This window comes from Pseudomonas sp. PA-6-3C (assembly GCF_021605825.1).
In the GTDB taxonomy this organism is placed as follows: Bacteria; Pseudomonadota; Gammaproteobacteria; order Pseudomonadales; family Pseudomonadaceae; genus Aquipseudomonas; species Aquipseudomonas edaphica.
Genome location: NZ_WKDV01000003.1, coordinates 168,535 through 194,977, shown reverse-complemented (window position 1 = coordinate 194,977; position 26,443 = coordinate 168,535). Strand labels below are relative to the sequence as shown.

Here is a 26,443-nt window from a genome sequence, read left to right as displayed (position 1 = left end):
ACAATGGCCGACTTGTCGGTAATAGCCGCGCGACATACCATCGGGTATCCATTTGCGCGTAAACGAAATGGACCGGGCAGTTCCACGCAAAGGAAGGTGAGCAATGGCGATTCAGAGCGGCAGTGAGCGCGGTTCAGAGTGGCGGCAGTGGGATTTGCATATTCACACTCCAGCGTCATTCGAGTGGAGCGGGACGAAGTTTGATCGGAAGACCCCGGGTTCGCCTGCTAACAGTGTCCTTGTGGATGAGATGATTAAGGCGCTGAATGAGGCGGAGCCTGATGTTTTTGCGCTGATGGATTATTGGACGTTTGACGGGTGGTTTGCACTGAAACGCAGATTGAGTGAGCCGGACGCCCCGAAGTTAACGAAAACTGTCTTCCCTGGGATTGAGCTAAGGCTGGCTGCCCCTATGAAGGGGCGCCTTAATGCTCATGTTCTGTTCTCCAATGAGCTTGAAGATCAGATCCTCAAAGATTTTCTATCCCACCTCCGACTAGCCGAAAACAGCAGGCCATTGTCAGACGGGGCTCTCATTGATTTCGCCAAGCAAGCCCCGGACGCACTCCTCAGGCATCACGGCTTCAAGCCTGAGCAGGTAGCAGCAGATGATGCGCAGGCCTACATAGCTGGTGCTAAAATCGCCGAGTTGACTTGTGACAGCTACAAAGAGGCGATCGCGAAAGTTCCAGATGAGCAAGCTATCGGCTTCATGCCATACGATACGAACGATGGCCTGAGCGATGTCAGATGGACAGATCACTACGCTTATTTCATTGGACTGGTGCGATGCTCTCCGATTTTCGAAAGTCGAAATCTAGATGTCCGTGCTGCCTTTGTCGGAGAAGAAACACCAGGTAACGCCAAGTTTTATGCTGGTATAAGAGAGGGATTGAAAGATGTCTCTCGCCTAGTGGTGGCCGGGAGTGATGCGCACTGCTTTGTTGGTATTCCTGGAAGCAATGATCGTCGTGGATACGGCGACTTTCCGTCAGACAAGAAAACTTGGATCAAGGCTGACCCCACATTCCGTGGGTTGCAGCAAGCAATACTAGAGCCCGCAAAGCGCTCATTCATAGGGATGTCACCTCCCAAGCTCGATCATATCGCGGCCAACAAAACATATTTCATCGACCATGTCATTATCAGCAAGGTGCATGGGTCTGCACTGGCCTCGCACTGGCTGGGCGATGTCCAGCTTCCATTGAACTCCGATCTTGTCGCCATAATTGGGAACAAGGGGAGTGGCAAAAGCGCTCTGGCTGACGTCCTGGCTCTGTTGGGCCATTCGCGCCAGACCAACCACTTCTCCTTCCTTCGAAAGGAGCGGTTCCGGGGGAAGGCTGGAGAGCCTGCTCGACAGTTCGAGGGTTTCATCATCTGGCATGATGGAACCATTAATACCTGCAATCTCAACGCGGACCCGCCCGCCGAGATGGTCGAGATGGTGAGGTATATCCCTCAAGGACACTTCGAAGATCTCTGCAACGCACATGTTACTGGCCAATCTCACGCTTTTGAAAATGAGCTTAGGGCGGTCATTTTCTCACATACCGATGATGCAATTCGTTTAGGCGCACTGGATTTCGACCAGCTGATTGAGCAGCAGGAAAGTACGTACCGCTTTCAGCTGAACGAGTTTCGTAAGGATCTGAAACGGGTCAATCTTGAGATCGCTACGTACGAAAACCAACTCCATCCTTTAGTTAAGAAAAGCCTGACGGAACAACTGACCCTCAAGCGACGGCAGCTATCGGAGCACGAGGCTGTGAGGCCAACGGCGATTGAAAAGCCTTCTGCTGAGCTGTCACCTGAGCAGAAAATGACGGCCGAGGCTCTTGAGGCAATCGCTGCAAATCTCAAACGCTTGGAAGATGAACATAGCAGAGCTAATGAGAAGGCTTCACAGCTAGCGGCCAAGAGCAAGGCCATCAAGGACGTGAGGGAGCAAGTCCGGTTGCTCCAGCGTACCTACGACCAGTTCGTGATCGACACCAGTAAAGATCTCAACCTACTGGGATTGGCTGTCACCGACTTGGCGAAAGTCGACTTAAATCTTGGTACGCTGGGCCGGCTCGAAGAAGCGTTTCTGGCTGAGCAAGCGACTATTAGCATTAGAGCCACCGCAGCGGAAGGTGAGCGCCAGGAACTCGTAGGGAAGCAAGTCGAGGCTAAAGCGAAGTTGGATCAAGCTCAGCTGCTTTATCAGAATCATCTGCTCGCAGTCCAAGAGTGGCAGAAGAAGTATCTGGACCTTGTTGGTGCTGGTGACTCTCCAGAAACGGTGAAAGGACTGGAGGCTAGGATCGCTCAAATAGATGCTCTACCAGAGTTGTTGAAGGCGCATCGAAGCGTTCGACTGGCGTTGGCAGGGGAGCTCTACGACATCCTCGATGCTCAGCGACGAGCCAGGGAGGCACTGTTCAAGCCGGTTCAAGAGCTAATTCAGGGGAACAGTCTGATTCGCGAGGAGTACAAGCTCCAGTTCAAGGCGAAGCTCGGCGGCTCAATCGACGCTTTTTCTACCAGCCTCTTCTCCCTACTGAAGCAGAACGTCGGAGAGTTCCGAGGCGACGACGAGAGCCTCAACACAGTCCGCCGACTGGGCGAAGCTGCTGATTTCGACAATCGTGAAGAGGCTGTGGCTTTTGTCCAGGCGCTGCACGACAGGATCTCAGCTGCGGCCGCTACGATTGGCGACAAGGTTGAATACGGCATCGATTCAATGCTGCGTAAGGACAAGAGTGCGAATGAGGTTTATGACCTCCTGTTTGATCTTTCCTACCTGGAACCACGGTACTCACTGACCTTCCAAGATGCTGAAATCGAGCAGCTCTCGCCCGGTCAACGGGGGGCTCTGCTCCTGATCTTCTATCTGCTGGTGGACAGGGGGCGCAACCCAATAATTCTGGATCAGCCGGAAGAAAACCTCGACAACGAAACTGTAGTGAGTCTTCTTGTGCCAGTGCTCACCGAGGCTAAGAAGCGTCGGCAGATCATCATGGTTACGCACAACCCGAACCTTGCGGTTGTCTGCGATGCGGAGCAAATCATCTGGTCTCATTTTGATCGAGCAAACAGCCAAAAAATCTCCTACACCGCGGGAGCCATCGAGAGCCCTGCTATCAACGGGCATGTGGTGAAGGTACTTGAGGGGACGAAGCCTGCCTTCGATAACCGCAGGTTCAAATATCATCGATGAGCGCCCTGCTTAATTTCTCAGTGGCTGAGTCGGATTTTAAGTAGAGGCGTGGTTTCGGCATTATTTCTGGGAGACTGTCTGCCCCTAAACGTTTTCACACAGCTTGGACCAATACCAGGCAGTCGGGATGCTGACCATACCAAGAGACGGCTCGCAATTTGGGTAACGGCCAGTCGTTCGCATCGGATTTGACCAGCACACTGGGTGGCCCTGATTGGCAGAAGTCGACTCCTAGCGTCCCTTCGTGAAGGGCAGAAATCGGCCAGAAGCAGTCCTTCAATTCTCTACAAAATCAGGAGCGGTTCATTGAAAGTCAGATTACTTGCCATCCTCGTGAGCCATCTGAACAAACCGATATAGCGGTGAGTCCTCTGGCGCATGTCGATATACAAGTGTGAGAGGAACCGTGTAGCTGGATTGAGTATCAAGATAACGATATTTCACACTTTCTCGATGCAACGATCTCAAGGTCTCAGGCACGATAGTGATCCCCTTGCCCGCTGCAACCAGCGTTACTGCGGAAAGCAATCTCGGTACATCGGCTACGATGTGCGGCGCGAACCCGGCCTCTAAAAAGGCAGCAAAAAGCACGTCCTGGATGCCTGGTCCACTAGCTCGCCGATAAAGAACAATGCCTTCTGCTCTCAAAGCTGACAAAGCAATGGGACCGGATTCCTGCGCCAGATGATGTCCAACCGGCAACGCGACTACCATGCGCTCTTGACACAGTACAACCGATTTCAGCATGGGATATCGCAGAGTTGTTGATCTTACAAACACAGCATCAAGCGACTCCTCCAACATCGCGTCAAGTAAATCCCGCGTTGTATCTTCGTGAGTATCAAGCGCGACCGTTGGATATCTTGTGTGAAATGCCCGTATCAGCTGAGGAACTTTTGGGTGCAAGGATGCGGAGCTCGTATATCCAACAGCGATCCGTCCATACTCACCGCGAGCAGCCTGCTGTGCCCGCATGACCGCCCGATCTACGTTGGTCAGCAGCTCTCGAGCTTCCTTTAAGAACACATGGCCCGCTGCATTGAGACGAATGCTGCGAGGGGTGCGGTCGAACAGTTGCACCTCCATTTCGCGCTCCAAATCCCGAATTTGTGAGCTGAGTGGCGGCTGCTGAATATTGAGGCGCTGCGCTGCGCGAGTCATATGTTCTTCTTCGGCGACCACAACGAAGTAGCGCAAATGACGAAGCTCCATGGTGACAATACCTTTTATATATGCTTGTGATATTTTTGATATATTTTACATTGCGCAGGAGCGTCCATACCATCTTGTAGTCGCAATCATTTGCAGGGTTTGGTTATGAGCATCGACTTCCACTCCAGTAACAACAGGTATACCTATGCCACCCGAGACGCCGACAGCGGATGGGCAACGGCTATTAATTCCATGCTCGCCCCATCAGGTAAACGCGTGGCGGATGTCGGATGCGGGGGCGGGATCTACTCCATCGCATGGAGCAAGCTGGGAGCTAGCCAGGTTACTGGCGTCGATTTTTCCGCCGAGATGGTCGCCGCCGCTCGGGAAAAATCAGCAGGGCAGCCTGGAGTTTCCTTCCAAGTGGGCGCCGCTGAGAACACGCACTTGGCGAATGAAAGCATGGATATTGTTTTCGAGCGCGCACTTATTCACCACCTCAAAGACTACGACGCTTGTTTTTCCGAAGCTTTTCGCGTGCTTGCCCCTGGCGGGAAGCTGCTCATTCAGGATCGCACGCCTGATGACGCGCACGGCGCCGGGTCGCCTGTGCACATTCGCGGGTATTTTTTTGAATGCTTTCCTCGACTACTGGAAATTGAAGCCAGCCGAAGGCCTACTGATGATCGAGTTGTAAGCGCCTTATTGAAGGTCGGGTTTGAAAACCCACAGGCTATCCAGCTCTGGGAAATCAGAAAGAACTACGATAATTTTGAAGACTTGGAATCTGACTTGCGCAACCGTACCGGCCGATCCATTTTGCACGAACTTGATGATGAAGAATTGACCCAATTGATTTCATTCATTGGTGCCCGTGTCGATACTGATAAGCCGATCAAAGAAATGGACCGTTGGACATTATGGCTTGCTGAGAAACCTTAGGCTGGCTTACTAATTTAAATTAGTGAGTGACCGCTCTGGGGCGAAGGCTACTGCCCACTGGTTACTGTTTGGACGCATCCAGTCCATTGATGACGTCCAAACCTATCCAAACACCGTTCTTCCAATAGTTTGTTTAAAGTTTGGTGTGGCAGTGTAAGCTTCAATAGAAACGTCAGCCGAACTTAGTTTTTTGGCATCCTATTCCTAAGGAACTGGCCGATCAGAAGCGCTCATTGAATATCGCGGGCAAGGTGAGCTCCTTAACGAAGCTGGCTGAAGATAGGCTCAAGGTCATGCGAACTACCTGTACGACGTCATGTACAGGAATCAAGTAGCCTTCACCACGTTGCTCGGCAAGCCCCCTCGGAGTGCTCATTGAGTCTTCGGTATTTAGATCGCCTATGTTCAAACAGGTCACGCCCAGGCGTTGCTGTCTGTAACCTTCGCGCAATGCATCGGCGATACCACGCAACGCAAACTTCGAGGCTCCAAAAGTGACTTCCGGTCTACCACTTTGCGGCAAGCCAGAAGTTGAACCAGTTAATATGATCCTTGGATTAGCGCTTCTGAGCAGAACTGGGAGCAGCCGCTTTATCAGCATAATGGTCGAGGTGATATTAAAACTTACAATAGCTTCCACTTGGTCGTCGCTATCTGCCAGGAAGTTGTATGCGGGATTAAAGGCAAACTCTTCCCATATTCCTAAGTTGTAGATCAGCGTATCAAGCCCGTCATCCACCACGGCCTGCTCGATTATTTGAGCAGCCTTTACGGGTTCACCAAGGTCTGCTTCTACCCAATGCACAACGATACCGGCGTTATGTGTAAGGTTCGCGGGGCGGGTGCGAGAAACACCTATCAAGGTGTCCCCATGCTCGCCCAATCCGTCAATTAGAGCTCTGCCCAACCCCTTGCTCGCCCCGACTACCAAAGTTCTCATTATTGCCTCCTTGACCTACGCGGCCACCGCGTAGCGTGTATGTAAGCACACGATTAATCGCCTAGAAACAAGGGTACTCTTTCCTGATACTCGTAGGAAAATGCTGGTGATCCTCTCGGTAGGGCGGAAGCGGACGCAGAGCGAACGTCTGCTAATGGCCGTTTTCTGCCTGTCACGGGGGGGCAGAAAACGACCCAAAGCAGACGGTCGCGTAGGACTACTTTCGGCTAAGAGACTGGACTTGCCCGAAACGTCAGTATGGCGGGCAATTAGGGGATGGGCGAAGTAATCGACAGGTTAGGAAACAAGCTGCTCTGGAGCTGTGATAAACACGCCCCAGCGCAGCAGTATTTCAAGCCGGGGATGGCGCAGTCAGCAAATACTCGTCCAACTCCTCAATCACGCACATCGACAGCGTCATCTGCGTATCAATACGCGTATCCAGCGCCCCGATCATCTGCTTGTCCCGCTCAGCACGCATCACACCAAACAGATCGATTTTGTCGAGAAGGTAGCAGACAAAAGTCATGCTCAGCGCGGTCGCCGCCCCCACTAGCACGGCTGTCAGCACACCAGCAAACGGTGCAAACAGGGGGACCCCGAGAATAAGCTTCTCGGCAGCCTCTTCCAGGGCCACGCCACCCACCACGACGCCGCCTGCAGCAAGCAACTTTAAGGCTTCATGTGCCGCTTGAGCGAAGGTCATGTCCTTGGGCGGGAACAAGAAGGTCTTCAGTGCTTTGAGTAGCGAGAAGATCCCTTCGCGGATCATCCGTACGGCACGTTTGCCGGTGGTGACGAACAGGTTGATCATCACGGTCACTGCGTTGGAAACGAAGCCCGAAATGAAGCCGCCGCTGAAACTGTGGAGCATTTGTTCCCACCTAGCCGCTACCTTGATGCCCACGCGCTTCAGGCGCTCGCCCAGTTCGGCAAGGATGGTGTCGCTCTGGCGGCCGTTGCGGTACAGGTCCTTGATCTCGTCCAATGCGCTGCTGAACAGTTCGACCATCAGCATGCCGAAGGCTTGCTGAGTGCCCATCTTCAAGCCTTCGGTCACACCGATCTGGGCGGCGTGGGCGGTGTAGTAGGCGGCTTTTTCCGAGGTGCTCGGGCCGTGGCGTTCGGCAGTCGCATGGCCTCGTTCCAGTGCTGCCTCTACGCGCTTGCGATCAACACCGTAATATTCTTCGTTAGTAACATTGCGACCGTTCGAGTTCTTTTCCAGCCACACCAGCTTTTCATCATCGCTCATTGAGATATTGATGTTGCGCTGGGTGGAGATGAGATTCTCGGCGTCGGTCGCGAAGTCGGCGCGCTGGGTCTTTGACTGCATGAACCCACCGTTTTGGTGGTAAGTCTTCAGCGGCACGATGTGGTCGGGGCTAGTGTATTTGCCCATCACCGTTTCGCCCGTGTAGCCGTCGGTGAGTTGCCCCTTGTTGTCCAGTTGACCTTTGGTGAAGCTGGCGCCTACCGAAGAATTGCTGTCTCCAGAGAATTTTTTGCCGTCGCTGTTCCTGCCTTTGTCGTAATGGTCACGGTTGTATTTTTCTTCGTCAGGATTGGCATAGATGTCCTGCTGGGCATTGTGAACGGTCGTCACATTACCCCCTTGCTTGTCGTACACCGCAAGGAATTTACCCAGTCCCAGTGGACCGGCAATGGAGCCAATAATGTCGCGCTGTGCCTTGGACAGCAGCTCGTTCACCCGAGACTGGTCGAATTCCTGTTCGAGCTCTCTCAGCAGCTCGCGAGCATCCTGTGGGGCGGCCTGCAGCGTGAGGCTCAACGAGGCGTGGTAGTCCAGGCTGGCGAGACGTGCGCTGTCGGCCCGCATGGCCAGCAGCGCTGCTACATCTTCAGGAGCGGCAGCGGCGTGAAGCAGCGGGCGCTTGGCCAGTTGCTCGCGCAAGGCCTGCTGTTTTCTGAACTGTTCGAGCTTGCTCATCGGGCGCTTTCCTTACGCGGTTTTCTGGCTGTTCCAGGCTTGAATGAAAGCCGCTTCCTGCGGGTGTACGATATCGTCCGAGAGCACTACCAGGTGGATGATTTCGTCGAAGATGGACAGGCTCATGCCCGATTTTTTCGCCAGCTCGAAGACTTCCTTCACCGTTGGCGGTTGCTGGTAGAGGGACTCGATTTTGGCTTTGACCGCCTCTGGGATGGCGTCGGCGGCTAGGCCATTGATGAAAAGCTCAATGTTTGCCCGTTCCGATGGTGTGATATCGCCGTCGCATTGCGCGGTGGCGATTGCCACGGCGTTCAGGGCGATGATTGCATTGAAGTGATTGCCGGCTGCCTTGAGGCTTTCCATGGCTTTTTCGAGGTGGTCTCTCAGCACCGAGATCTCAGCCAGTTGCTCGGCTTTGGCTTGCTTGACGCCCGCATCGAACCCGGCCTTGCGTGCTTGCTCGTCTCCGTCCAGATTCGCTGCCACCACGGCACCGGCAACACCAGCGCCCACGGCAGCGGCGATGGTGCCGGCCCCGGCCAGTGACCCCAGCAGGGTAGCGCCACCGACCAGCGATCCGCCGCCGGTAAAGGGGGCTGCCGCGATGGCCCCCACGCCGATCGCGGCACCGCCGAGTACTTTCAGGTAGTCTATTTCCTTATCACCGGAGACCACGTCGCCCACGTAATCGCGAGTGGCGTCGTAGCCATTGGACACGGCGTCACCCACTGTTTCTGCCGCGTCGGACAGCGTTTCGACAGTGGAGCTATAGACATTGGAGGCGGTGTCGGACACAGCATCGGCCACATTGCCAACGGTTTCTCGGGTGGCGTCATACGCATCGGAGACGGTATCAGCCACTTTGTCAGCCACGTCGCTGACGGTTTCCTTGGCCGAGTCGTAAGCTCGGGATAGGGCGTCGCCGATGGACGAGAAAATAAAGGTGCAGCTCAATGTGTTGCGGACCATCGGTTCGCTCTCGTGGCTAACTAGGTTGGCACCGAAGCCTTGAGCCGATTGCAGGAAGATACGTCGATACATGAGCAGGCCATCCATGGTGGACAAAAGTGCCTGTGATTCTCCATAGGGTGTGCATGGTGTCAATATGCCTGCAGTGACATTTTCGAATGGCCTCTGTTCTTGCGATACGAAGGCTACCCGTCATTTGCATGGTATCTACTCATAAAGCCAAGGCTTCAACGCCTCCAGGTTCTTCACCACAATCTGCTGTGCCGACGCCTTGGGCTCAAGCTTCTTTGGATCGATCTGGTACCGCTGCAACACGTAACCCACCAGCGCACACCGCGTCGGTATCACCAGCTCACCGTGCTCCATCCCAAAGTCGACCTCAATGATTGCCTTTTGCTCGAGCTTCAAACGCGAGTCCGGCTCTATGACCACATCGACACGGGTGTTCCATTCCTCATCCTCGCCGATCAGGTTCTCGCTCATCCGCTCGAATTCCGGCTCCCCCCGGAACCTGCTCAACACAAAATCCCGATACTTGCGATTCTTCTCGCAATAAGCCCGCACATGCCAGCGCATGCCCGTGTAGACCAGGGTATGCGGTGATATTAGCCGCGTCTCCGGCACGGGGTTGGACAGCGACACATACTCGATGGCGATCACCTCGCCATTGCGGCACGCCTTGAGCAGTGGCCGCAGTACTTGCGGACGAATCGTGCGGTCCGGTACCTCCAGTACTTTGGTATGCGCATAAGCCAGTGCCAATCCCTCCACATGCGGCGCCCGGGAGTGGGTCTGGTTCAGCAGCTGCAGATAGGCATTGGCACTGTCCTCAATGAACAGCGGCTTGAAGTGCTTGCTCGGTACATACCCCTTCATCTGCTTGTCATATGTAAGGTTTTGAGGCGCATGTTCGGTGATGTAGGTGTTGATGTCCTTGGACGCCTGCTGGCGGCTGATGCCGAAGCTCTGCATCAGGTGGCCCGTGGTAAGGCGGCCCTCCCACCAAGCCACGGTTTCGATCAAACGATAGCGAAGTGCCAGATCCCAGCGGACCTGGTTGATCTCTTGTGTACGTTTCATGGCCCGTCCATGTGCGTGGTTTGTTTACCTGTACAAGTCTACAATCTATACGTGTAATAAAACACTACATATTCTTTGGCTGTCTTCGGAACAAATGACTTAGCGAAAGGATTGAACATGACTACGACGGATGTGATTTCGACAGCGGCCCTGTTGATGATGGTAGTGATTGCTTTGTTGCTGCTGGCCCATTATCTGGAGTTGCAAAAGGTGTGGGGCACGATTGTCAACTGCCGTACGACTTTGCGCTGGGCGCGCATTCATGAGTCGGAGAACAAGGAGCTTCGTTCGGCTCTACGTGCTGAGAGGGCGCATGTGGATCAGTTGCAGAGGAAGGTAACGTTGCTGGAGGAGTTGTTGCCCGAAGCCAAATGAGTACTGTCCGTAGGCTATCGCATGGTCGAGATAGTTGGAGCATGTTGTGATGCCCTGGGACTGATGCGGAGCCTATGCGGAGGGAATACTTGCACGGTCGTGGTTTGCAAAAACATGTAGATATGAATGAGGGAGTAGCCAATCCGTTGCGTCGAGCAGTTGAATCCACAGTCGACAGCGGACCAAGTCGAACGTCCGCGTCTGGCCGATTTCTGTCTGCCACGACCGGCTGAAATCGACCCAAAGCTGCCTTTCGCATTCGTCAGTCGTCGGGCAAAAGCTTCTTGCCGAGACGGGTTTCAAGCATGGGTCACGGCAGTGGCCATATGATACTATTAGGCAATTGATGAATTTGATTTGCGCCGTCGGCAGATTGCAAATACAGGGTTAGACATGGACGCACATGAGCTATACAGTTTTCTGAGAGATCCGCAGCTGCTTGAGCTAATTGAACTAAATAAAATTTCAAATAACATTTTCGATATTGTTAAGCTCGGCGAAAATCAAAATTCGAGTATGCTTGCATGGTGCATGAATCCCAATGAAGGCCATGCACAAGGTGATGCGGTGATACGTGACTTTCTCGAAAGCGCATACGCAGCTAGCGAGGGTTGCACCTACGACAATAAGAAGTTCTTCGCCGAATGGACACCTGGGCGAATTAGAACTACAAGTTTCGGCGCCGCGTTTGTGACGCGCGAGCTAAGTATCAAAGTGGACGATGGTACTGCAAACGGCAGGCTTGACTTATTTTTGGTCGACCCCCAAAACAAAATCCTTATCACTATAGAAAACAAGGTAAAGGCGTCGCTTAATGCTGTCCAACTTGAAAAGTATGTGGCCGCAGTCAAAGCTCAGCTATCTTCTCGAAAGGTTTTCTCTGAGTATCACCTTGCTTTCATTGTACTAGACAAAGACTTGGAGGCTTATACAGAAGAACAGCTCGGCGCATTGGGTAAGCGATGGGCTTTAATGGATTATAAATGGCTAGAGCTGTCTGCTAATCGAGCACGGCACAACCTTACTCGGGGAAATCAAGCAGCACAAATGCTTGCAGCCTACTGTCAAAGTGTCACAAATTGGGAAGATCCAGCGAGAAAGGAAATCGCCGAAATAATGGCGGATTTAGCACTTTCTCACCCAACCGTTATAGAGTGCCTCCGTAAGCTTAGCGGAACCGCGATGGATCGCTGGGTTTCATCAACGCTGGAGGGGCATGAAGGTGAATTGACCCTCTTCTTGGCCCAACACAAAGTGGTCTGCCAAAAGCTAATAAGCATTAAAGGTGTGGCTAGCATCCTGCCGAAGCTAAAAAAAGCGATGCCGTCGTTACCTGTGGGCTGTATTGAAGAAGGTGGTTATTGGTTTGTCATAAAGCCTCCATCGGCCCAGAAAATTGAACGGGAAGACCATTGGGCGATTTATATTGATCTATATCGCCTAAATCAAATTTCAACAGCTAAATCTCCTAAATTCAATGTAAAACTCGTTTGGGTGAAAAGTGCCTTCGATCCATCTACATGCTCTGAAGTTGCATTGCGCGATTACTTTGAGCCTGAATTTAAAGAGCTTGGCAAGCGCGCCAGTTCGGATAGAAGGCGCATCATGCTGGCTGAGCATGTTACGCCCACTGAGGCCATAGCTGTGGCCGCGGAAACCATTGAAAGACTAGAACAAAGACTCAAGGAATATCTTAAGGCACCATGAGCGTCTAAAGTCGCATGTCGTGACCGGAGGCACCCAGCCAATTTCTGCCGGTGACGACCGACTGTAATGCAACAAGGTTACGTGTCTTTGAATGCTTACGATTTTAGAAGAGAGCAGCTATGGAAGCAGCTATGGAAAGTGCACCGTCAGAAGAATATACAGAAGACAATCTTTTTTATTGTAGGGTCGATACGTTTCGTGCAACCAAAGATTATTTGCAAGGAGGCTTGTGCGTAAGATTCATAGGTATAGAGGCCGCGAACCGAAATATTTTGAATCATGATGAGGGTGTCGAGACATTTATTGTGGATGTTGACCTATGGAAATTTGCAGAGATTCTTCACAAACGAAATCCTAATAGAGATACTCGGCATTTTATATATGCTTTCGAGAGCCTCCCAGAGCAACACAATCGATGGTATGCATTACGCATCGAACCGAGTAATTATGCGCGAAACTACCTCTACTCAACATTTTCGGAGGATCCACCTAGATATTTTGAAATAAAAGAGCTTGGAGTTGTTGAGGAGCCAGGGTTGGACGTCAGGCCACCAAACCAGTCGCTTTCCTCTATAAGATCATCTCTGATCTCGTCCGGACAATGGATTGTGGATAACCCGCAAACCGCTTCATTGGATCTGCGCTTGGAGGATAAATATTTCGGTGGCGACTTCGTATTAGAGTCATTTCATGTAGGTCAGGGAATGTGCTCAATAGTTCACGACGGCACGTGGGGAATGCTTCTTGATATGGGGGCAGGAAAACCGGTCCTTCGGCCTAAATACCCTACATTGAGTAACGATCTACACCTTGTGACGGACAAATTGAAGGAGCTAAACCTCCTAATGTCGCACTTTGATTCGGATCATTGGAGAATTCTAGCGTGGGATACGAAGCTGAGGAATAAAATTAAAAACATCTACGTACCTTCAGGTGATCGGCCACCAGTTTTCAATGACAAAAATATTAAGAAAAAAATTGTTCAAGTAAGTGACACCTTCATAAGGCTTGCCGCAGACGCTTTTCTTCGCATTTATCGGAGCGATCCTAGCCACTCAGACAGCAATGGCCAATGCTTGGTTACTACGTTCTACAAAGGCGGCAAGCTTGCCTTAGCCCCAGGTGATTACGCTTATCATCGGTTTGCTACCGATGCCAATACGGGCATTCAGGAACTGCTCAGCGAGATCTACAGTGCGGTAATTGTTCCCCATCACGGGGATTTAGCAAGCGCGAGGTCTGTTGTTGACTGTGTGCCCGGATCTCCCGCGTTCTTCTCTGCCGGGACACACCAAGGATATAACCACCCGACTACAGCATCTGTGGACGAGCACCTTCTGAAGAATTTCATCGCTATTGAGAAGAACACAGAAGAAAATATAGTGCGTAAGCTGCTGATGTGATGGGGGGGTTATGGTCGTGAAGCGGTCTGGACAAAACCGATGCAAATGGCTGGTCAGATCGAATGAAAATAGGTGGGCAAGTCAGTGCAAATTTCACCGTAGACAATCAATACAGCAAAATCGCCATCTACCCGAAACTTTCTCAAGTCGAATCGACCTGATGAACGAGGGCAACACCCTGGCCTTCGAGAAACTCTAATGCTGCGAGTTCGCCAGGACGCACGACCATCTGCCGGACAGGCGTTGGCTGGCACTCGGCAAAATTGGCCCGCAGCGCGATTTCATGGCCGTGATCCGATCCTTCGCCGAACCAACCACCTTCTGATATGAAAAAACCCCATGACTGGGCTTTTTTACTTACACCCCTTCGGGATGAAGTCGACGGGATAGGTAATCAGGAAAATCGATTTCATAGGAGGAGTGAGTTGGACCGGATAGCATCAATAGCTTGCCATCTGTGAAACGCCCAAATTCTTCAGCGGTTAATTCAGACTTTGCCGCGATTGCGATTGTCCAGGTGTGTTTTTGATGAATGTTAAGGGTTAATTGCAAATATTCCCCTGCTGGCATGATCAGTAAGGACACTGCACCAGGGTCGCAGGTGAATTTTTTGAGAGTTTCGTCGACTGGCGCGTTGGAAGGGCGTGCCCCAGGAATATCTGGAGCCTCGCCCTCCCCACGATGCCATAGTCCCGCATGCAGTAATTTCGCATAATCGGTTTCGAGATACCCTTCGCCGAACTCGCAATACGCCACGGCCAATGCGAGTTTACACATAAAACGGGTATCAAACTCCGAATTAAACGGCACGGCTCCTTCTATGTTTTCCCCTGAAAATACGTTGTTCCATATCCATTCAACGGCTGTGGAGTCAGCCTCGTCGGGAGGCGAAAAGCCGTAATCAGCCAGTGATATCCCGTCGACCGTGGTGCCTGAGATTTTTCTCACCTTCCGACGCTTGAACGACTCTTTGAATTCTAACAATGAGCGATTCGGATCGGCGTTTTCATTGAAAAAATAGTATGCCCTCGCATTCGCCGATACCTGCTTTAAAGCGATGGGGTTGCCGCCCATGTACCAGTAGCGTTCTTCGTCAACGGGACGGATCAGGATAACGTGCTCGGCCTGAGATCCAGTCCACCATTCACAGACTTCGGTTTCGAGTAGCCCCGGGATGTCGAGATGGATAATGCCTGTGCACACCAAGGGAGGTACGACTTTGTCGTTTGTTTTGGAGAGGTGTCGGGCGGCCTCACCCAAGGCGATAGAGGGCAACCATGACTTTTCGAAGCTCGCATCGACGTGCAACCCCAAGCTGCTGTTGCACTTACGACATGCCGCTCGGACTTTGTAGCGTTGGGGGGTCTGTGCACCGCCCAAGCTCTGAGGAATCGCATGCTCCAAGGTCATGTCGCTCGCAGGCTTCAATATCCAGCAATACATACACTTGGTTTCGGGTTGTACTTCGGAGGGGACCTGCAAATTGTCCAACGCGTACTCCTCAAGGATAAGGGGCTTATTGATGGTTCGGAGGTGTTTCCCGCAACCAGCGCTTTCTTGTTTGAAGGATGCACTAACCGAGCAGGGCCACCAAGCCTCCTCTGCATCGGGTCCGGTTATAGTCACAAAGAAACACTGGTGAGGTGGTCGCATTTACGCACAAATAGATGCGACTTGTACGAAGGGGCACACCGCTCTGTGCCCGCACAATCGACTTAAGGAGACGATCCTAGCTCCCCCACTGCTGGTTGCTCAGCCCCCGCACCTCCCACAGGTGGGCTACAACACTGCGTACACGTGCGCCGCCAGACCTGGTGGGCGGTGTCCTCTGTGTCACCGGTGGAATATGACAGCAGAGGTGGGCGTGTTTGTGCAGACCTACGTCACACGTGGGACTGACGCTTGGGTATAGGCTTTTTACTGAACGAGATTCGGGAAAGCGGAACAAGTCGAGCGTCCGCTTTTGGCCGTTTTTTGCCGATCAAGGCCACCCAGTGTGCTGGTCAAATCCGATGCAAACGACTGGTCAAGTCGAATGCAAATGGGTGGTCAAGTCTATGCAACTTCGCACAATTCGTGAGCGAAGGGCGACGCGCCTGTTCCGCGGAGCAGGACTAGCGATCAAGGAGAGGGGTAAAAAGGTCTCGAAGAGCACGGTCGTCAAACTTTTCCCCGTCCCGCTTGCTAGACGACGGGATACCCGGAGAGGAGGCGCGACTGCTTCGCTCTTCAATCTCGCCTATGCGATCCTCGATGGCTGAGACGGCGCTATTCAACTCAGCTTCCAGCACACCAAAACGCGGCGCGAACTTTTTCAAGGCATCGATCCGGTCCGATAGGGAGGACTCGCTATCATCCTCGCGAATGCGACTAGCGTTATCCTCGAACTCTTCGAGCACAGCAGTCTGCAAGGCACAAGTAATGCTGTCGGGCAGCCCATTCGCAGCGTCCACTGCATCTACAAGGGTGGAGAGCATGTCACTTGAACTCCACCGTATGGCGTCGGTCAGCGCCTTTTCGATGAGCTCTAGGAATTCGGCTTCATAAATGAACGGCCGGCCACAACCCCTACCGTCCCGCATAGAACAGAACTCGATCAGAGCCTCCCCATCTGACCATGCACTGAAGCCCTGCTGTGGATTGCGCGCGATCTTGATGATGCTGTCGGCAAACCGCCTGTCGTCAGTGATCTCCCACCAATCCATCAGCATCCGGAGCCGCCTGGAGTTTGCGGCGTCATTGTATTCAAGTGAGCGGGCGTCACCGGCTCGCGGGCGCCAGTTCGGGCGCTTTTCGATCATCTCGACCATTTCAGCGCAGGCTCTGGCGATCTTCGCTTGGTCGGCCTCGCTAAGCCCAGACGGATGCGCGAAGTCCCAAAGGCTCGACAGCCAGTCGATTGAGATCGCCGTGGGGACAAGGCGAATAAGGAGATCTGTGTCCAACAGGTAGGTTGAGAGATAGTCTTTGAGCGAAGGGTTGAGAAAAGAAACCGTTGGTCCGTCGATGTTGACGACATTGACGAAGCTACCTTCCAGAATATGAAGGGCTTCTTCGAAGTCTTTAGGGCCGTGTGTCAGGCCGTAGGACGTGCTCATCGAGGTGTGCAGGGTATCGAAAGATGAGCGAAGAGTCGTGATTGAAACCCCGTATTCTGAGAGGAAAAACATCCCCATCAGTAGATGCCTGCACCGATGATCAATGTGCGTTCGGAAAGCGGTGTCCCATATCTGGCTTGGATTGTTCAGGGCGCCGATAAAGGCAGCGGGATAGTTGGCGGGTTCAATGTCACCAACGCGGAATGCATCGGTCATTGCCTCGATGACACGTGGGTTATAGTTCTTGTGATCAACGATTTCCGGGAGCCTCTTACTTTCCAGTAACGCCCGGATATGCGACTGCGGTGTCTCTGACACGAAAAGATGATTGTAGAGAATCCGCGCCTTGATTCGACGAGTATAGATGCCAACATCGAGTACGTACTTCGTCACATCGAGGCGCTGATCACCAAGATGTTCAGAGACTCTGCGTGCTTCCTCAAATATATAACCCCTCGTTGTCAGAATAAAACGGGCATTCGGTGAGCGACGTACGCGGCTCATGAAACGTGCAAGGTCAGAATCTTTATGCGCCAAAGCTTGTCGATCGAGGGCGACTTTTCCAAGAAAGTCATCGAAAAGAAATATTTGCTTCTTGCTGTCGGTAATGGCGGCGAAGCCGTCTTCCAGACTACGGATGGGAATAAGCTCCCACTCCTCGCTTAGAAAGGTGTAGCAAAGCATCTCGGCCAGTGTGGTTTTGCCGACGCCCGGCGGCCCGGATATGATGAGAAGCCGATGCTTTTCAAGCGTAGCCAGTGATTCGTCGAAGCTGGGGTTTGAAGCGTAGACACGAACCTTTTGTTCGATGTCTTCACGTGTTAACGCTGCAAAGGTATGGGCCGCTGCATGTACGACCCGCTCCAAAACACCCACACCTGAGAGCCAGAGTTTGATGTGTGACTTGAGGATGTCTGGGTACTTCCGGAGAAGACCGTTGAGGTCTTCCGGACCAAAAATATCCGCCTCAGATTTCAGACTCGGCCCTATGAGTGGGGAGAGCCTGTTTTTGCCAAGCGGAGTAAACCTACAGGAGGTCGCGAGTATGTAGCGGGTAGGAGCCAGCCTATCGATTGAAGAGCGTTCACGCTTCATAGCCGCCGTTAATTTGCTGAACGGCGAACCTTCATAATGCTTCGCCTGTAGAACAACGTTCCCGCTGGCGTGCGCGTGCCGACCGTCAATACCACCATCTGGGCCTGCGCAGAATGCCTCAAAGCGAAGCCCTTCTTCTTTTCCGATGAGGTCCCGGACGAGATCCTCAAAATCCGCCGATGAGAGATTTCTGAAGTCGTAGCTCATGCTGCATCATTACTCCAATCCGCGCCAAGGTCAGGTCACTAATACTCGTCAGACAGAAGATCATCCACATGTACCTTTGCCGTGGAACCTAACCGGATGCGATCAGCATGGTGCGTGGGTTAGGAGGCGAGGCGGAGTACCCGGAGGATCGACGATTTCGCGCTGCCACCTGATACTACAACGATGTTCAGGGCAGCAAGAGGTTATTAAATGACGTCAAATCGATTGAATTTCTCTACTGAAATCTTAGCCACGTTACTAGATCCAACAGGCCTATTTCGGTCTAGAGAGAATTCGGATGGATGCAAGGACCATGTTATTACTTAGGCAGCATGGTAATCCCATCCGGACATAGTCTCAGCCAACCGCAGTCCGAATATTAATCACCTGGGCCAATTCGCCAGCGCCTGAGCTGGCGGTTACCTGGTCCCGTGTGATTGGTCTGGTTTACTGCTTGGCAGAAGTCACAGCTGACGCCGATTTGAGTTAGGCCGGATGCCTAAGACTCACGTAGGGACTCATCCTGCTGAGAATCGTGCTAGCTACTCATAATATCCCTCCCCAGAGAATTGGAATGAACCAAGATTTAACTGAAGAAGAGATGCGCTGGGCGCTATTCGGTGCCGGCGAACGTGTTACTCAGGACAGCCCGCCCCAGGTGCAAAAGTCTCTCTCGAATATCGTGGTCGAGCAGCCAGCGGATGTGATGGAAAAAAAGAAGGTCGCGAAATCATTCACGCCCAGGCTGAGGGTCACGCTACGGGTGGGAAATGAATTTGAAGGCAAAACGCAGGAACTGATCCATGAGGCCGATACGTTGAGTACCCTCCTAGCTGAGCAAGAAGCTACTAGGGCGGCAAAGAGAAAATTCCGATTTGTGGAAGTGGTGTCGATTAAATCGATGTAGGTGGGCTTTCACGAGGCTAGCGACCTATCGGGTATTCCAACACATGCTGCATTGTAGTCTTCAGGCTTTTTAAGGAGCGAACGGTCCTTGATCCCAGCTTGTCTTCTGCTTGCGTAAGAGGTAGGGTGGCTCGTGTACTGATAAAAAGCCATCAGACACATCGATTGCCCTCTTTAGGTGGCAGTTGGAACTTTCAGGTGTACTCCGATGACGAATAGGGCTGCGAAAAAAAAAGCTACGAAAGCAAGCGTGACTACAGCGAAAGATCTTCGCGAAAAAATTCTGCGCGCTTTAAATAATAAAGATTACATTGCGCGGACTGTGAGCGGTATAGCCAAGGAAGTGCATATTGCGCCGAGACAGGTTGTTGATGTGATCGTACATGACAAAGATCTTCGTATGTACGTAAAAGTCTATCCTCGTCGAAATGGTAAGGGGCAGTTGTTACTGACTACCAAAAGTAACTTTAAAGAAAAAGCATCTTTGAAAGATAAGTTTATCGACTTCTTTTCTACCAATCAGGTGAGCCTAGAAGATGCCAGCTGAGCAATCCTTGTTGGAAATTTTTCAAACTCATAGTACGCTTTTTTTTATTGCTAGTGTCGGTGGCTTAGTTCTTTTTGGGTTGAAGGCCGCCGAGCATTTCAATCGAGCGCCGGAGAACAAGCTCTCGTGGGGGCGCTATACGATCTGGTTTGTATTTTTGTTATTGGTTTTGCCAAGCCTCGGGACAATAGTTCTGCTGATCTACTTGGCTAACGGTGACAAGATTAGTTCTGTTCTCGCATTCCAAGTCGGTCTGACCTCTCCGGCAATCGTACAGAGTATGATTATTGCTGCGGCTAACAATTTACAACGCCAACCGTTGCAGACTGTCGCTGCACAGTAGAGATAACAGGAGCCGTCCCGGTTGCCAAAATTTACAGTAGCAACCGGGAGGACACTTCGCGTAAGCCGCCAATCGAATGTAGTACCTTTCAGCTATCCTCCCCATAACGAGTACATGAGTACCCTCCCTCCGCTGAAAATTGCTAGGAACCTGCTGCTATTGCTTGACGCATTCCAGCCTACAGAAGCAGGATATTGATGGCTGTTGAGTTCGCTAGCTACTAGGTCCAATGCTACAACATAGATCTCATCGGATGATGCTATTCTTGAACCAATAGGTGGTGCAGTGTGCGATCAAGAGATTTGAACCTGCTATAACATGTGTTTTGAAGGGGACGTATGAGGAATATCATAGTTCTAAGCCTTACCCAGCTTTCCGAATTATCTCCGGATTCTGGAATAAATGATTATTCAGTACGTGGATTATGCAATGCATATATTGTTTTGCTTGCTGCGCGAAAGCTATCGCAGACCCAAATAGTCTGCCAAACGGGCTTTTCTTTGTTTATGGTTTCAAGCTGTTTTAATTCTGTTGGTATTACTACGATAGCTCGGATTAACCATGCGATCTACGGACAAATTTCGATACTCACGTCTGAAGAGCTAGTTTCCTTAAGGTCGGAGATGCGAAAGGACGGAAGTTGGATGCGGGCACGGCTTCGAGAAAAACGCATCATCCCGTCGAAGAATTGCTGATGCGTTAGGTGGCTAAACTTTGTATTGTGGTTTTGGCAGCTGATGTTTTTTGCGGAGGTATCCTGTAAGAGGTCACTCAATGTGTTGGTGCTCTACGTTGTAGCATTGATCTGCGGTATACTATAGTTTTCTCTAAGCTGGCAACGTCGAGCGTTTGGTCTCGCTCTAGAGTTGTATAAAAGCAACAGCCTTCGACTTTATAAAGCTCAAAGCTGCCTAGTTTTAAATCATGGCAGTAAGAGAACTCTAAAAGCTTTTCCATTTGCCAAAGTGATCCGCCATTTATGTGCGGTGGAGTGACAAGTTGCACTTTTTTTATCTGTAGTGATTTTTGATGTTGCTCCAATAATTCAATGAAAATCTTAGGGTCCATCACCTGAAGCATTGTTGTCGTCTGGGTTTCATGGCCTATAAGAGTGACATAGAACCATGGCAAGGCGAGACTGTGCTCGATGCACCCCCAAAAAAAACAGTCGCTCTCGACGGCGGGCGATCCCAGCAAGGTGGAGGTATGCGTACGAAACATGCTTAAGCTCCATGAATGAGTCCTATAGATTGTAGCTCTATAGAGCTCGCTAGCGCTTTATCTTCTGTTTTGTGGGACGAAACCATGGAATTGAAGCGAGCCTTCGGTCTCACCTTGAAGCGCATGCGAATTGAGAAGGGGCTCACTCAGGAAGATTTTTCCTTGGTTAGCAGTCGGACTTATCTCAGTACGTTGGAGCGTGGCCTTAAGTGCCCTACCTTGGAAAAGCTAGAGGATCTTGCCGCCGTGATTGGCGTGCATCCTGTGACGTTGCTGGTTGCTGTATATACTCGGGAGGGCGGTATAGAGGCGCAGGACGCTCTGCTACAAGAGGTCAAGACTCAGCTTAAGTGAGTTTTTGGGAGTTTTGGCATACGCGCCTCTGCAAAAAGCGTTCTGCTCCATATGTTTAATTAGCGCTATCGCTCATCCGTGAACGGTAGCGTTCACGGATGAGCTACCCCTAGCTCACTAGATGAGCTACCTCCGCTTCAGAGTTGTATCAATGCGGGGTTACTCCGGGATTCTTAAATTGCTAGCCTCAGAGCGGATAGAAAGAAAAGTAAGTAAATTTTTTGTGGGCTAAGTCGTCATTTCTTTACATTTTTCACGCGAATATGATAATTATTCGCTCATAAATGCCAAGGGTGACGGGGCAAAATTTTACATTGGTGGTCTCAGCTGTCCTTTCCCGTTCTAAGGTCCCAGGCCCGGAACGAGCAAAACCCCCGCAGGCGAAAGTCTCGGGGGTTTTTTAATGCCTGTGATCAAGCCTCTGTCGCGGCCGCTGTGACCACCATCTCCTTGAACCTGCGCAATACCGCTGAGCTGTCGCCAATACGCGTGGCCAAATGCAACGGCGCCACCAGGCTCTGGCACTCGGTCAGCTCGCGATAAACAATGCCATCGCCGCGCAGCCGCTGCATGGAGGCGGGCACGATGGAGACGCCAAGCCCCGCAGCCACAAGGCTCAAGGTCGCTGTCATGCGTGGCGCCTCCTGCACCACTTGCGGGCTGAACCCCGCTTCACGGCAGGCCACCAGAATGGCGTCATACAAACCCAGCCCCACGCGACGGCGATAGAGCACGAAGGCTTCATCCGCCAGCGCCGCCAAGGGTAGGGGGCCTCCAGCGTCGAGTGCCAGCGGGTGATCGGTCGGCAGCGCCAGCAGCATCGGCTCCACCAGGATCGGTTCGTCCTGCAACTGTTGCGTGCCACTGAGCGGTGAGCGGATAAACGCGGCATCCAGTTTTTCCTGCACCAGCGCGTCCAGCAGTTCGCCGGTTCCCGCTTCCTCCAGTACCACCGAGACACCCACAAAGGCCTCGCGAAACCGCCGCAGCACGCTGGGCACAAACGGGTGCAATGCCGCCGAGCTGGTAAAGCCGATAGCGAGTCGGCCCCGTTCACCCCGGGCGGCACGGCGCACCACGTCGGCCACACCCTCGGCCCGCGCCAGGATGTCACGCGCCTCGTCCAGCAACGCGAGGCCGGCAGTGGTTGGGCGCACGCCGCGGGGCAGGCGCTCCATCAACACCACACCCAATTGCGTTTCAAGACTCTGCAGCAAGCGCGTCAAGGGTGGTTGTTGCATGCCCAGGCGTTCCGCAGCGCGGGTGATGTAGCCTTCCTCGGCAATAGCCACGAAGGCTTTAAGCTGGCGAAGCTCCAACATAAGGATACTTTCAAGGTATGGGAGTTTGCCAATCCTGGCATTTGTTCTCATGGCTCACAAGACTTAGGCTGTGGTCACCGCTAACAAAGAAGGAAAGCCGCGATGACCTGGTCTGCCAAGCAATACACGATGTTTGAACAGCAACGCACCCGCCCGGTCCGTGACTTGGTCGCGGCCATTCCCAATACCGATGTGCGTAGCGCCGTCGACCTGGGGTGCGGCCCTGGCAATTCCACTGAAGTGTTGGCCGAGCGTTTCCCGCAGGCGCACGTTACGGGCATGGACAGCTCCGACGACATGCTGGTCGACGCCCGCAAGCGTTTGCCGAAACTGAGTTTCGAGCTGGCAGACATCGCCGCCTGGAACCCAGGCCAGAAGTTCGATGTGATCCTCGCCAACGCGTCCCTGCAATGGTTACCTGACCACGCCACGCTTTATCCGCATCTGCTCGACCAACTGACACCCGGCGGCACCCTCGCCGTACAAACCCCGGACAACCTCGACGAACCTGCCCACCGGCTGGCCCGCGAAGTGGCGGCAGATGGCCCGTGGGCGGCAAAGATCGGAGCGGTCAAACACAATGAGCGGCACACCGCCAGTTACTACTACGAGCTGCTGAGCAAACATTGCAGCACCGTCGACGTGTGGCGCACCACCTATCAACACCCGCTGGCCGATCACGGGGCGGTGGTGGAGTGGTTCAAGGCTTCTGCATTGCGGCCGTTTCTTGCACCGTTGACCGATAGCGAAAAAGCCGCATTCCTACAGCAATACCAGGCGCGTATTACCCAGGCTTACCCGGCCCTGGCTGACGGCACTGTATTACTGCCTTTTCCGCGTCTGTTCATCATCGCAACCCGCTGAGGGCCGCAAACAAGCGGTGGTCATTGCGCCGCCGCTTGCGCCTTCAAGTATTCATCCGTCGACACCACGCTGGCATACCCGAAAGCCAGCGATGCCATATAAGCGCCGTGCACCTGCGCGGCCGCAATCACCTGGCCATTGAATGTCTGGTCGCGGGTTGCGCAGGCGTCGTGAATCAGCGTGACCTTGTAGCCCAGGTCCGCCGCGGCCCGCACCACAGCGTCGATGCACATATGGCTCATGTTGCCGACCACCACCACGTCAGTGATGGCGCGTTGTTCCAGCACGGTGCGCAGGTTTGTCCCGCGAAACGCGTTCACAAAGTGTTTAAGCACCACCGGCTCATTACCCTCGTTGAGTACCTTGGCATGCAGGTGCGCGCCCTCGGAGCCTGGCGTGAAGAAGGGCGCGTCTTCGCTGGTGAACTCATGGCGCACATGGACAACGGCGTTGCCCGCCTGGCGAAACGCCTGCAGCACCTGCGCGGCCTTGTCCGCCGCGGCTTCCACGCCATCGAGCGGCCACTTGCCCTCGGGGAAGTAATCGTTCTGGATATCGATGAGGATGAGCGCTTGCTTGGCCATGGGTGTCCTTATGATGGTTGGCAGTGCCTTGCATCTTAGCTGGCCCGTCGCCATCCACGCAGCAGCTTTGATGGAGGCGTCGTGCAGAACACCGTCCGTTTAAACCCCTGTCGTGCAGAATAAAACAGGCCTAGTGCCATCGCTGTGTCAGTAACTGTTTGATTTAACGGCCATCCTCCCCAGCCTTGCCTTGGCGTGATCCATGCAACCTTCCTCGCACACACATGGCAGGATCGCCAAGGGGGACGCATGACCCCGATTCAACGCAAAAAACGCGTAGTCGCCCACTCCACAAGAGAAGGGGCGCCGCAGCATGAAGTCGAAACCAATCGCGCCCTCGCGCGCTGGCTGGCGCAGATCCTTGGGCTTAAATTCGGCGGCAGCTATGACCCGCAGTTACACGCCGGTCTCGACTTGTATGTGTTACCCACCCAAACCCTGGTCGGCCCCGCTCAAGCGCGACCGCTTAATATCAAAGGGCCGGAAGATCTGTGGGGCGGTTATGTCGATCACGCATTCATCTGTACCAAAGCGATCACCCACGGCCTGCTAAGTCCTGACGCCACGGCGCCTGAAGGCTGGTCGCCAGCGTTCTGTGAGCGTGTGCGCACGGTTGTTCTCGACGGGCTCAGCGTGTTTGCCCTTGAAGACGCATTGCCTGCCGCCACGCGCTTGCTCTACAGCGGGCCGATTCGCATGAAACCGGTGCATGCCTGTGCCGGACGCGGCCAGGAAGTTATCCACAGCCTCGACGCATTCGAGGCTTTGCTGGCGCGACCCGAAGCGGCGCAGCTGTTCAACGACGGCGTAGTGCTGGAGCAGGATCTGCACGACGTCACCACCCATAGCGTAGGCCAGAGCTTTATCGGCGATCACGTGATCAGCTACTGCGGCGAGCAATACCTCACCCAGGACGGGCACGGTGAAGAGGTTTACGGCGGCTCGACCTTGCTGGTAGTGCCCGGTGGTTATGACGACCTGCTTGAGCTCGATTTGCCCGACGATGTGCGCGAAGCCATCCAACAAGCCCAGGTCTTCGACAGTGCCGCCGATGAGGCCTACCCTGGTTTCTATGCCTCGCGGCGCAATTACGACATTGCCCAAGGCCTGGACAGTGACGGCCAACGCCGTAGCGGCGTGCTCGAACAATCCTGGCGCATGGGTGGGGCCAGCAGCGCGGAAGTCGCCGCGCTGCAAAGCTTTATCAATAACCCCGGCCTGCGGGCGATTCATGTGTCCTCGGTAGAGGCCTATGTGGACCAACCGCTGCCGGCGCACGCTATTGAGGTGTATCGCGGCCCGGCCGAAAACAGCGACTTTCTTCTCAAGTATGTGACGGTTAAATCTTATGACGGCTAGAAGCGAAAGCATTGCGATCGATATCGACGACGAACAGATGAGCGGCACCTTCCTGAGTCCAAAATCCAAAGTCCCCGGCGTGTTGTTTGTGCACGGCTGGGGCGGTAGCCAGGAACGCGACCTGGAGCGCGCCAAAGGCATCGCGGGCTTAGGCTGCGTGTGCCTGACCTTCGACCTGCGCGGCCACGCCGGCACCGGCATTCCCTTGTCCCGCGTCACCCGTGAAGACAACCTGCGCGATTTGCTGGCGGCCTATGATCGGCTGCTCTCACACCCTGCCATCGACACCTCGGCCGTGGCCGTGGTGGGCACCAGTTATGGCGGCTATCTGGCGGCGATTCTCACCTCATTGCGCCCGGTACGCTGGTTGGCGCTGCGCGTGCCGGCGTTGTATCGCGACCAGGAGTGGCTCAAGCCCAAGCGCGATCTGGATAAGGCCGACCTGATGGATTACCGCAGCACCCTGGTACACGCCGAGACCAATCGCGCCCTGCATGCCTGCGCCAAGTTCAGCGGTGATGTGTTGATCGTCGAGTCGGAAACCGACGACCATGTGCCCCATGCCACCATCATGAGTTACCGCGCGGCCTGCCAGAACACCCATTCGCTGACCCATCGGATCATCGATGGCGCCGATCATTCGTTGAGCGACCCGGTGTCGCAGCAGGCCTACACCTCGATCCTGGTGGACTGGATTACCGAGATGGTGGTGGGGGAGCGGTTGAGCATTATTCAGTCACGATAGTGGGGTGCCCTTTAGGGCCTCATCGCGGGCAAGCCCGGCTCCCACACTTGGAATGTATTGCAACCTGTGGGAGC

At 53.4% G+C, this 26,443-nt stretch carries 22 protein-coding genes; 12 read left to right on the top strand and 10 right to left on the bottom strand.

Annotated elements, in window-relative coordinates:
* Window positions 1-103 precede the first annotated feature (103 nt).
* Entirely contained in the window at window positions 104-3,202 is a 3,099-nt protein-coding gene (locus GIW48_RS04025; protein ID WP_236460162.1) for a TrlF family AAA-like ATPase, read from the top strand.
* A gap of 318 nt (window positions 3,203-3,520) precedes the next feature.
* Here the strand turns inward: GIW48_RS04025 and GIW48_RS04020 are convergent, their stop codons facing one another.
* Window positions 3,521-4,414, bottom strand: coding sequence for a LysR family transcriptional regulator (locus GIW48_RS04020; protein WP_137220440.1), 894 nt, complete (start codon window positions 4,412-4,414; stop codon window positions 3,521-3,523).
* Window positions 4,415-4,519: 105 nt separating this feature from the next.
* Between GIW48_RS04020 and GIW48_RS04015 the strand changes: the two genes are divergently transcribed.
* Window positions 4,520-5,296 (top strand): class I SAM-dependent methyltransferase, encoded by a 777-nt coding sequence (locus GIW48_RS04015; protein WP_137220439.1) that lies wholly within the window; start codon window positions 4,520-4,522, stop codon window positions 5,294-5,296.
* Window positions 5,297-5,516: 220 nt separating this feature from the next.
* Here GIW48_RS04015 and GIW48_RS04010 read toward each other — a convergent pair whose 3' ends face one another.
* The 4 genes from GIW48_RS04010 to GIW48_RS03995 all read right to left on the bottom strand — a co-directional run bounded on the left by GIW48_RS04010 (window position 5,517) and on the right by GIW48_RS03995 (window position 10,239).
* Complete coding sequence (locus tag GIW48_RS04010; RefSeq protein ID WP_236460161.1) at window positions 5,517-6,236, bottom strand: SDR family oxidoreductase; 720 nt, start codon at window positions 6,234-6,236, stop codon at window positions 5,517-5,519.
* Between the two features lie 352 nt (window positions 6,237-6,588).
* On the bottom strand, window positions 6,589-8,187 hold the full coding sequence (locus GIW48_RS04005) for a hypothetical protein (protein WP_236460160.1): 1,599 nt from the start codon (window positions 8,185-8,187) through the stop codon (window positions 6,589-6,591).
* A gap of 12 nt (window positions 8,188-8,199) precedes the next feature.
* Entirely contained in the window at window positions 8,200-9,231 is a 1,032-nt protein-coding gene (locus GIW48_RS04000; RefSeq protein ID WP_236460159.1) for a hypothetical protein, read from the bottom strand.
* 135 nt (window positions 9,232-9,366) lie between these two features.
* Complete coding sequence (locus GIW48_RS03995) at window positions 9,367-10,239, bottom strand: helix-turn-helix transcriptional regulator (RefSeq protein WP_236460157.1); 873 nt, start codon at window positions 10,237-10,239, stop codon at window positions 9,367-9,369.
* A gap of 117 nt (window positions 10,240-10,356) precedes the next feature.
* Between GIW48_RS03995 and GIW48_RS03990 the strand changes: the two genes are divergently transcribed.
* The 3 genes from GIW48_RS03990 (at window position 10,357) to GIW48_RS03980 (ending at window position 13,724) form a co-directional block, all read left to right on the top strand.
* A complete protein-coding gene (locus GIW48_RS03990) occupies window positions 10,357-10,614 on the top strand; it encodes a hypothetical protein (protein ID WP_236460155.1) in 258 nt (85 codons plus the stop codon).
* A gap of 393 nt (window positions 10,615-11,007) precedes the next feature.
* The gene (locus tag GIW48_RS03985) at window positions 11,008-12,321 is read left to right on the top strand and encodes a PDDEXK-like family protein (RefSeq protein WP_236460153.1); all 1,314 of its coding nucleotides are present in this window, start codon (window positions 11,008-11,010) and stop codon (window positions 12,319-12,321) included.
* A gap of 119 nt (window positions 12,322-12,440) precedes the next feature.
* Window positions 12,441-13,724 (top strand): hypothetical protein, encoded by a 1,284-nt coding sequence (locus tag GIW48_RS03980; RefSeq protein ID WP_236460152.1) that lies wholly within the window; start codon window positions 12,441-12,443, stop codon window positions 13,722-13,724.
* Window positions 13,725-14,081: 357 nt separating this feature from the next.
* Here GIW48_RS03980 and GIW48_RS03975 read toward each other — a convergent pair whose 3' ends face one another.
* Window positions 14,082-15,215: an HNH endonuclease gene (locus tag GIW48_RS03975; RefSeq protein WP_236460150.1), complete on the bottom strand. Its 1,134-nt coding sequence runs from the start codon at window positions 15,213-15,215 to the stop codon at window positions 14,082-14,084.
* A gap of 623 nt (window positions 15,216-15,838) precedes the next feature.
* Entirely contained in the window at window positions 15,839-18,124 is a 2,286-nt protein-coding gene (locus GIW48_RS03970) for a restriction endonuclease (RefSeq protein ID WP_236460148.1), read from the bottom strand.
* Between the two features lie 574 nt (window positions 18,125-18,698).
* On the opposite strand from GIW48_RS03970, the gene GIW48_RS03965 reads away from it, so the two are divergent.
* The 3 genes from GIW48_RS03965 (at window position 18,699) to GIW48_RS03955 (ending at window position 19,920) form a co-directional block, all read left to right on the top strand.
* Window positions 18,699-19,031, top strand: a complete 333-nt coding sequence (locus GIW48_RS03965) for a hypothetical protein (protein ID WP_236460147.1) — start codon at window positions 18,699-18,701, stop codon at window positions 19,029-19,031.
* A 207-nt stretch (window positions 19,032-19,238) separates the two neighbouring features.
* Entirely contained in the window at window positions 19,239-19,577 is a 339-nt protein-coding gene (locus GIW48_RS03960; protein WP_236460146.1) for a hypothetical protein, read from the top strand.
* Window positions 19,567-19,920: a hypothetical protein gene (locus GIW48_RS03955; protein WP_236460145.1), complete on the top strand. Its 354-nt coding sequence runs from the start codon at window positions 19,567-19,569 to the stop codon at window positions 19,918-19,920. Before GIW48_RS03960 ends, GIW48_RS03955 begins: the two co-directional genes overlap by 11 nt.
* Window positions 19,921-20,691: 771 nt before the next feature.
* Here GIW48_RS03955 and GIW48_RS03950 read toward each other — a convergent pair.
* The gene (locus GIW48_RS03950; protein WP_236460144.1) at window positions 20,692-21,141 is read right to left on the bottom strand and encodes a hypothetical protein; all 450 of its coding nucleotides are present in this window, start codon (window positions 21,139-21,141) and stop codon (window positions 20,692-20,694) included.
* Between the two features lie 84 nt (window positions 21,142-21,225).
* On the opposite strand from GIW48_RS03950, the gene GIW48_RS03945 reads away from it, so the two are divergent.
* Entirely contained in the window at window positions 21,226-21,495 is a 270-nt protein-coding gene (locus GIW48_RS03945; RefSeq protein ID WP_236460143.1) for a helix-turn-helix domain-containing protein, read from the top strand.
* 413 nt (window positions 21,496-21,908) lie between these two features.
* On the opposite strand, the gene GIW48_RS03940 is transcribed toward GIW48_RS03945, so the two are convergent.
* Complete coding sequence (locus GIW48_RS03940; RefSeq protein ID WP_236460142.1) at window positions 21,909-22,817, bottom strand: LysR family transcriptional regulator; 909 nt, start codon at window positions 22,815-22,817, stop codon at window positions 21,909-21,911.
* A 102-nt stretch (window positions 22,818-22,919) separates the two neighbouring features.
* Between GIW48_RS03940 and tam the strand changes: the two genes are divergently transcribed.
* Window positions 22,920-23,681 (top strand): trans-aconitate 2-methyltransferase, encoded by a 762-nt coding sequence (gene tam / locus GIW48_RS03935; protein ID WP_138449351.1) that lies wholly within the window; start codon window positions 22,920-22,922, stop codon window positions 23,679-23,681.
* Between the two features lie 20 nt (window positions 23,682-23,701).
* On the opposite strand, the gene GIW48_RS03930 is transcribed toward tam, so the two are convergent.
* Complete coding sequence (locus GIW48_RS03930; protein ID WP_236460141.1) at window positions 23,702-24,265, bottom strand: cysteine hydrolase family protein; 564 nt, start codon at window positions 24,263-24,265, stop codon at window positions 23,702-23,704.
* A 249-nt stretch (window positions 24,266-24,514) separates the two neighbouring features.
* On the opposite strand from GIW48_RS03930, the gene GIW48_RS03925 reads away from it, so the two are divergent.
* The gene (locus tag GIW48_RS03925; protein WP_236460140.1) at window positions 24,515-25,624 is read left to right on the top strand and encodes a DUF3182 family protein; all 1,110 of its coding nucleotides are present in this window, start codon (window positions 24,515-24,517) and stop codon (window positions 25,622-25,624) included.
* On the top strand, window positions 25,614-26,369 hold the full coding sequence (locus GIW48_RS03920; RefSeq protein WP_017135976.1) for an alpha/beta hydrolase family protein: 756 nt from the start codon (window positions 25,614-25,616) through the stop codon (window positions 26,367-26,369). Before GIW48_RS03925 ends, GIW48_RS03920 begins: the two co-directional genes overlap by 11 nt.
* The last annotated feature ends 74 nt before the right edge of the window (window positions 26,370-26,443 follow it).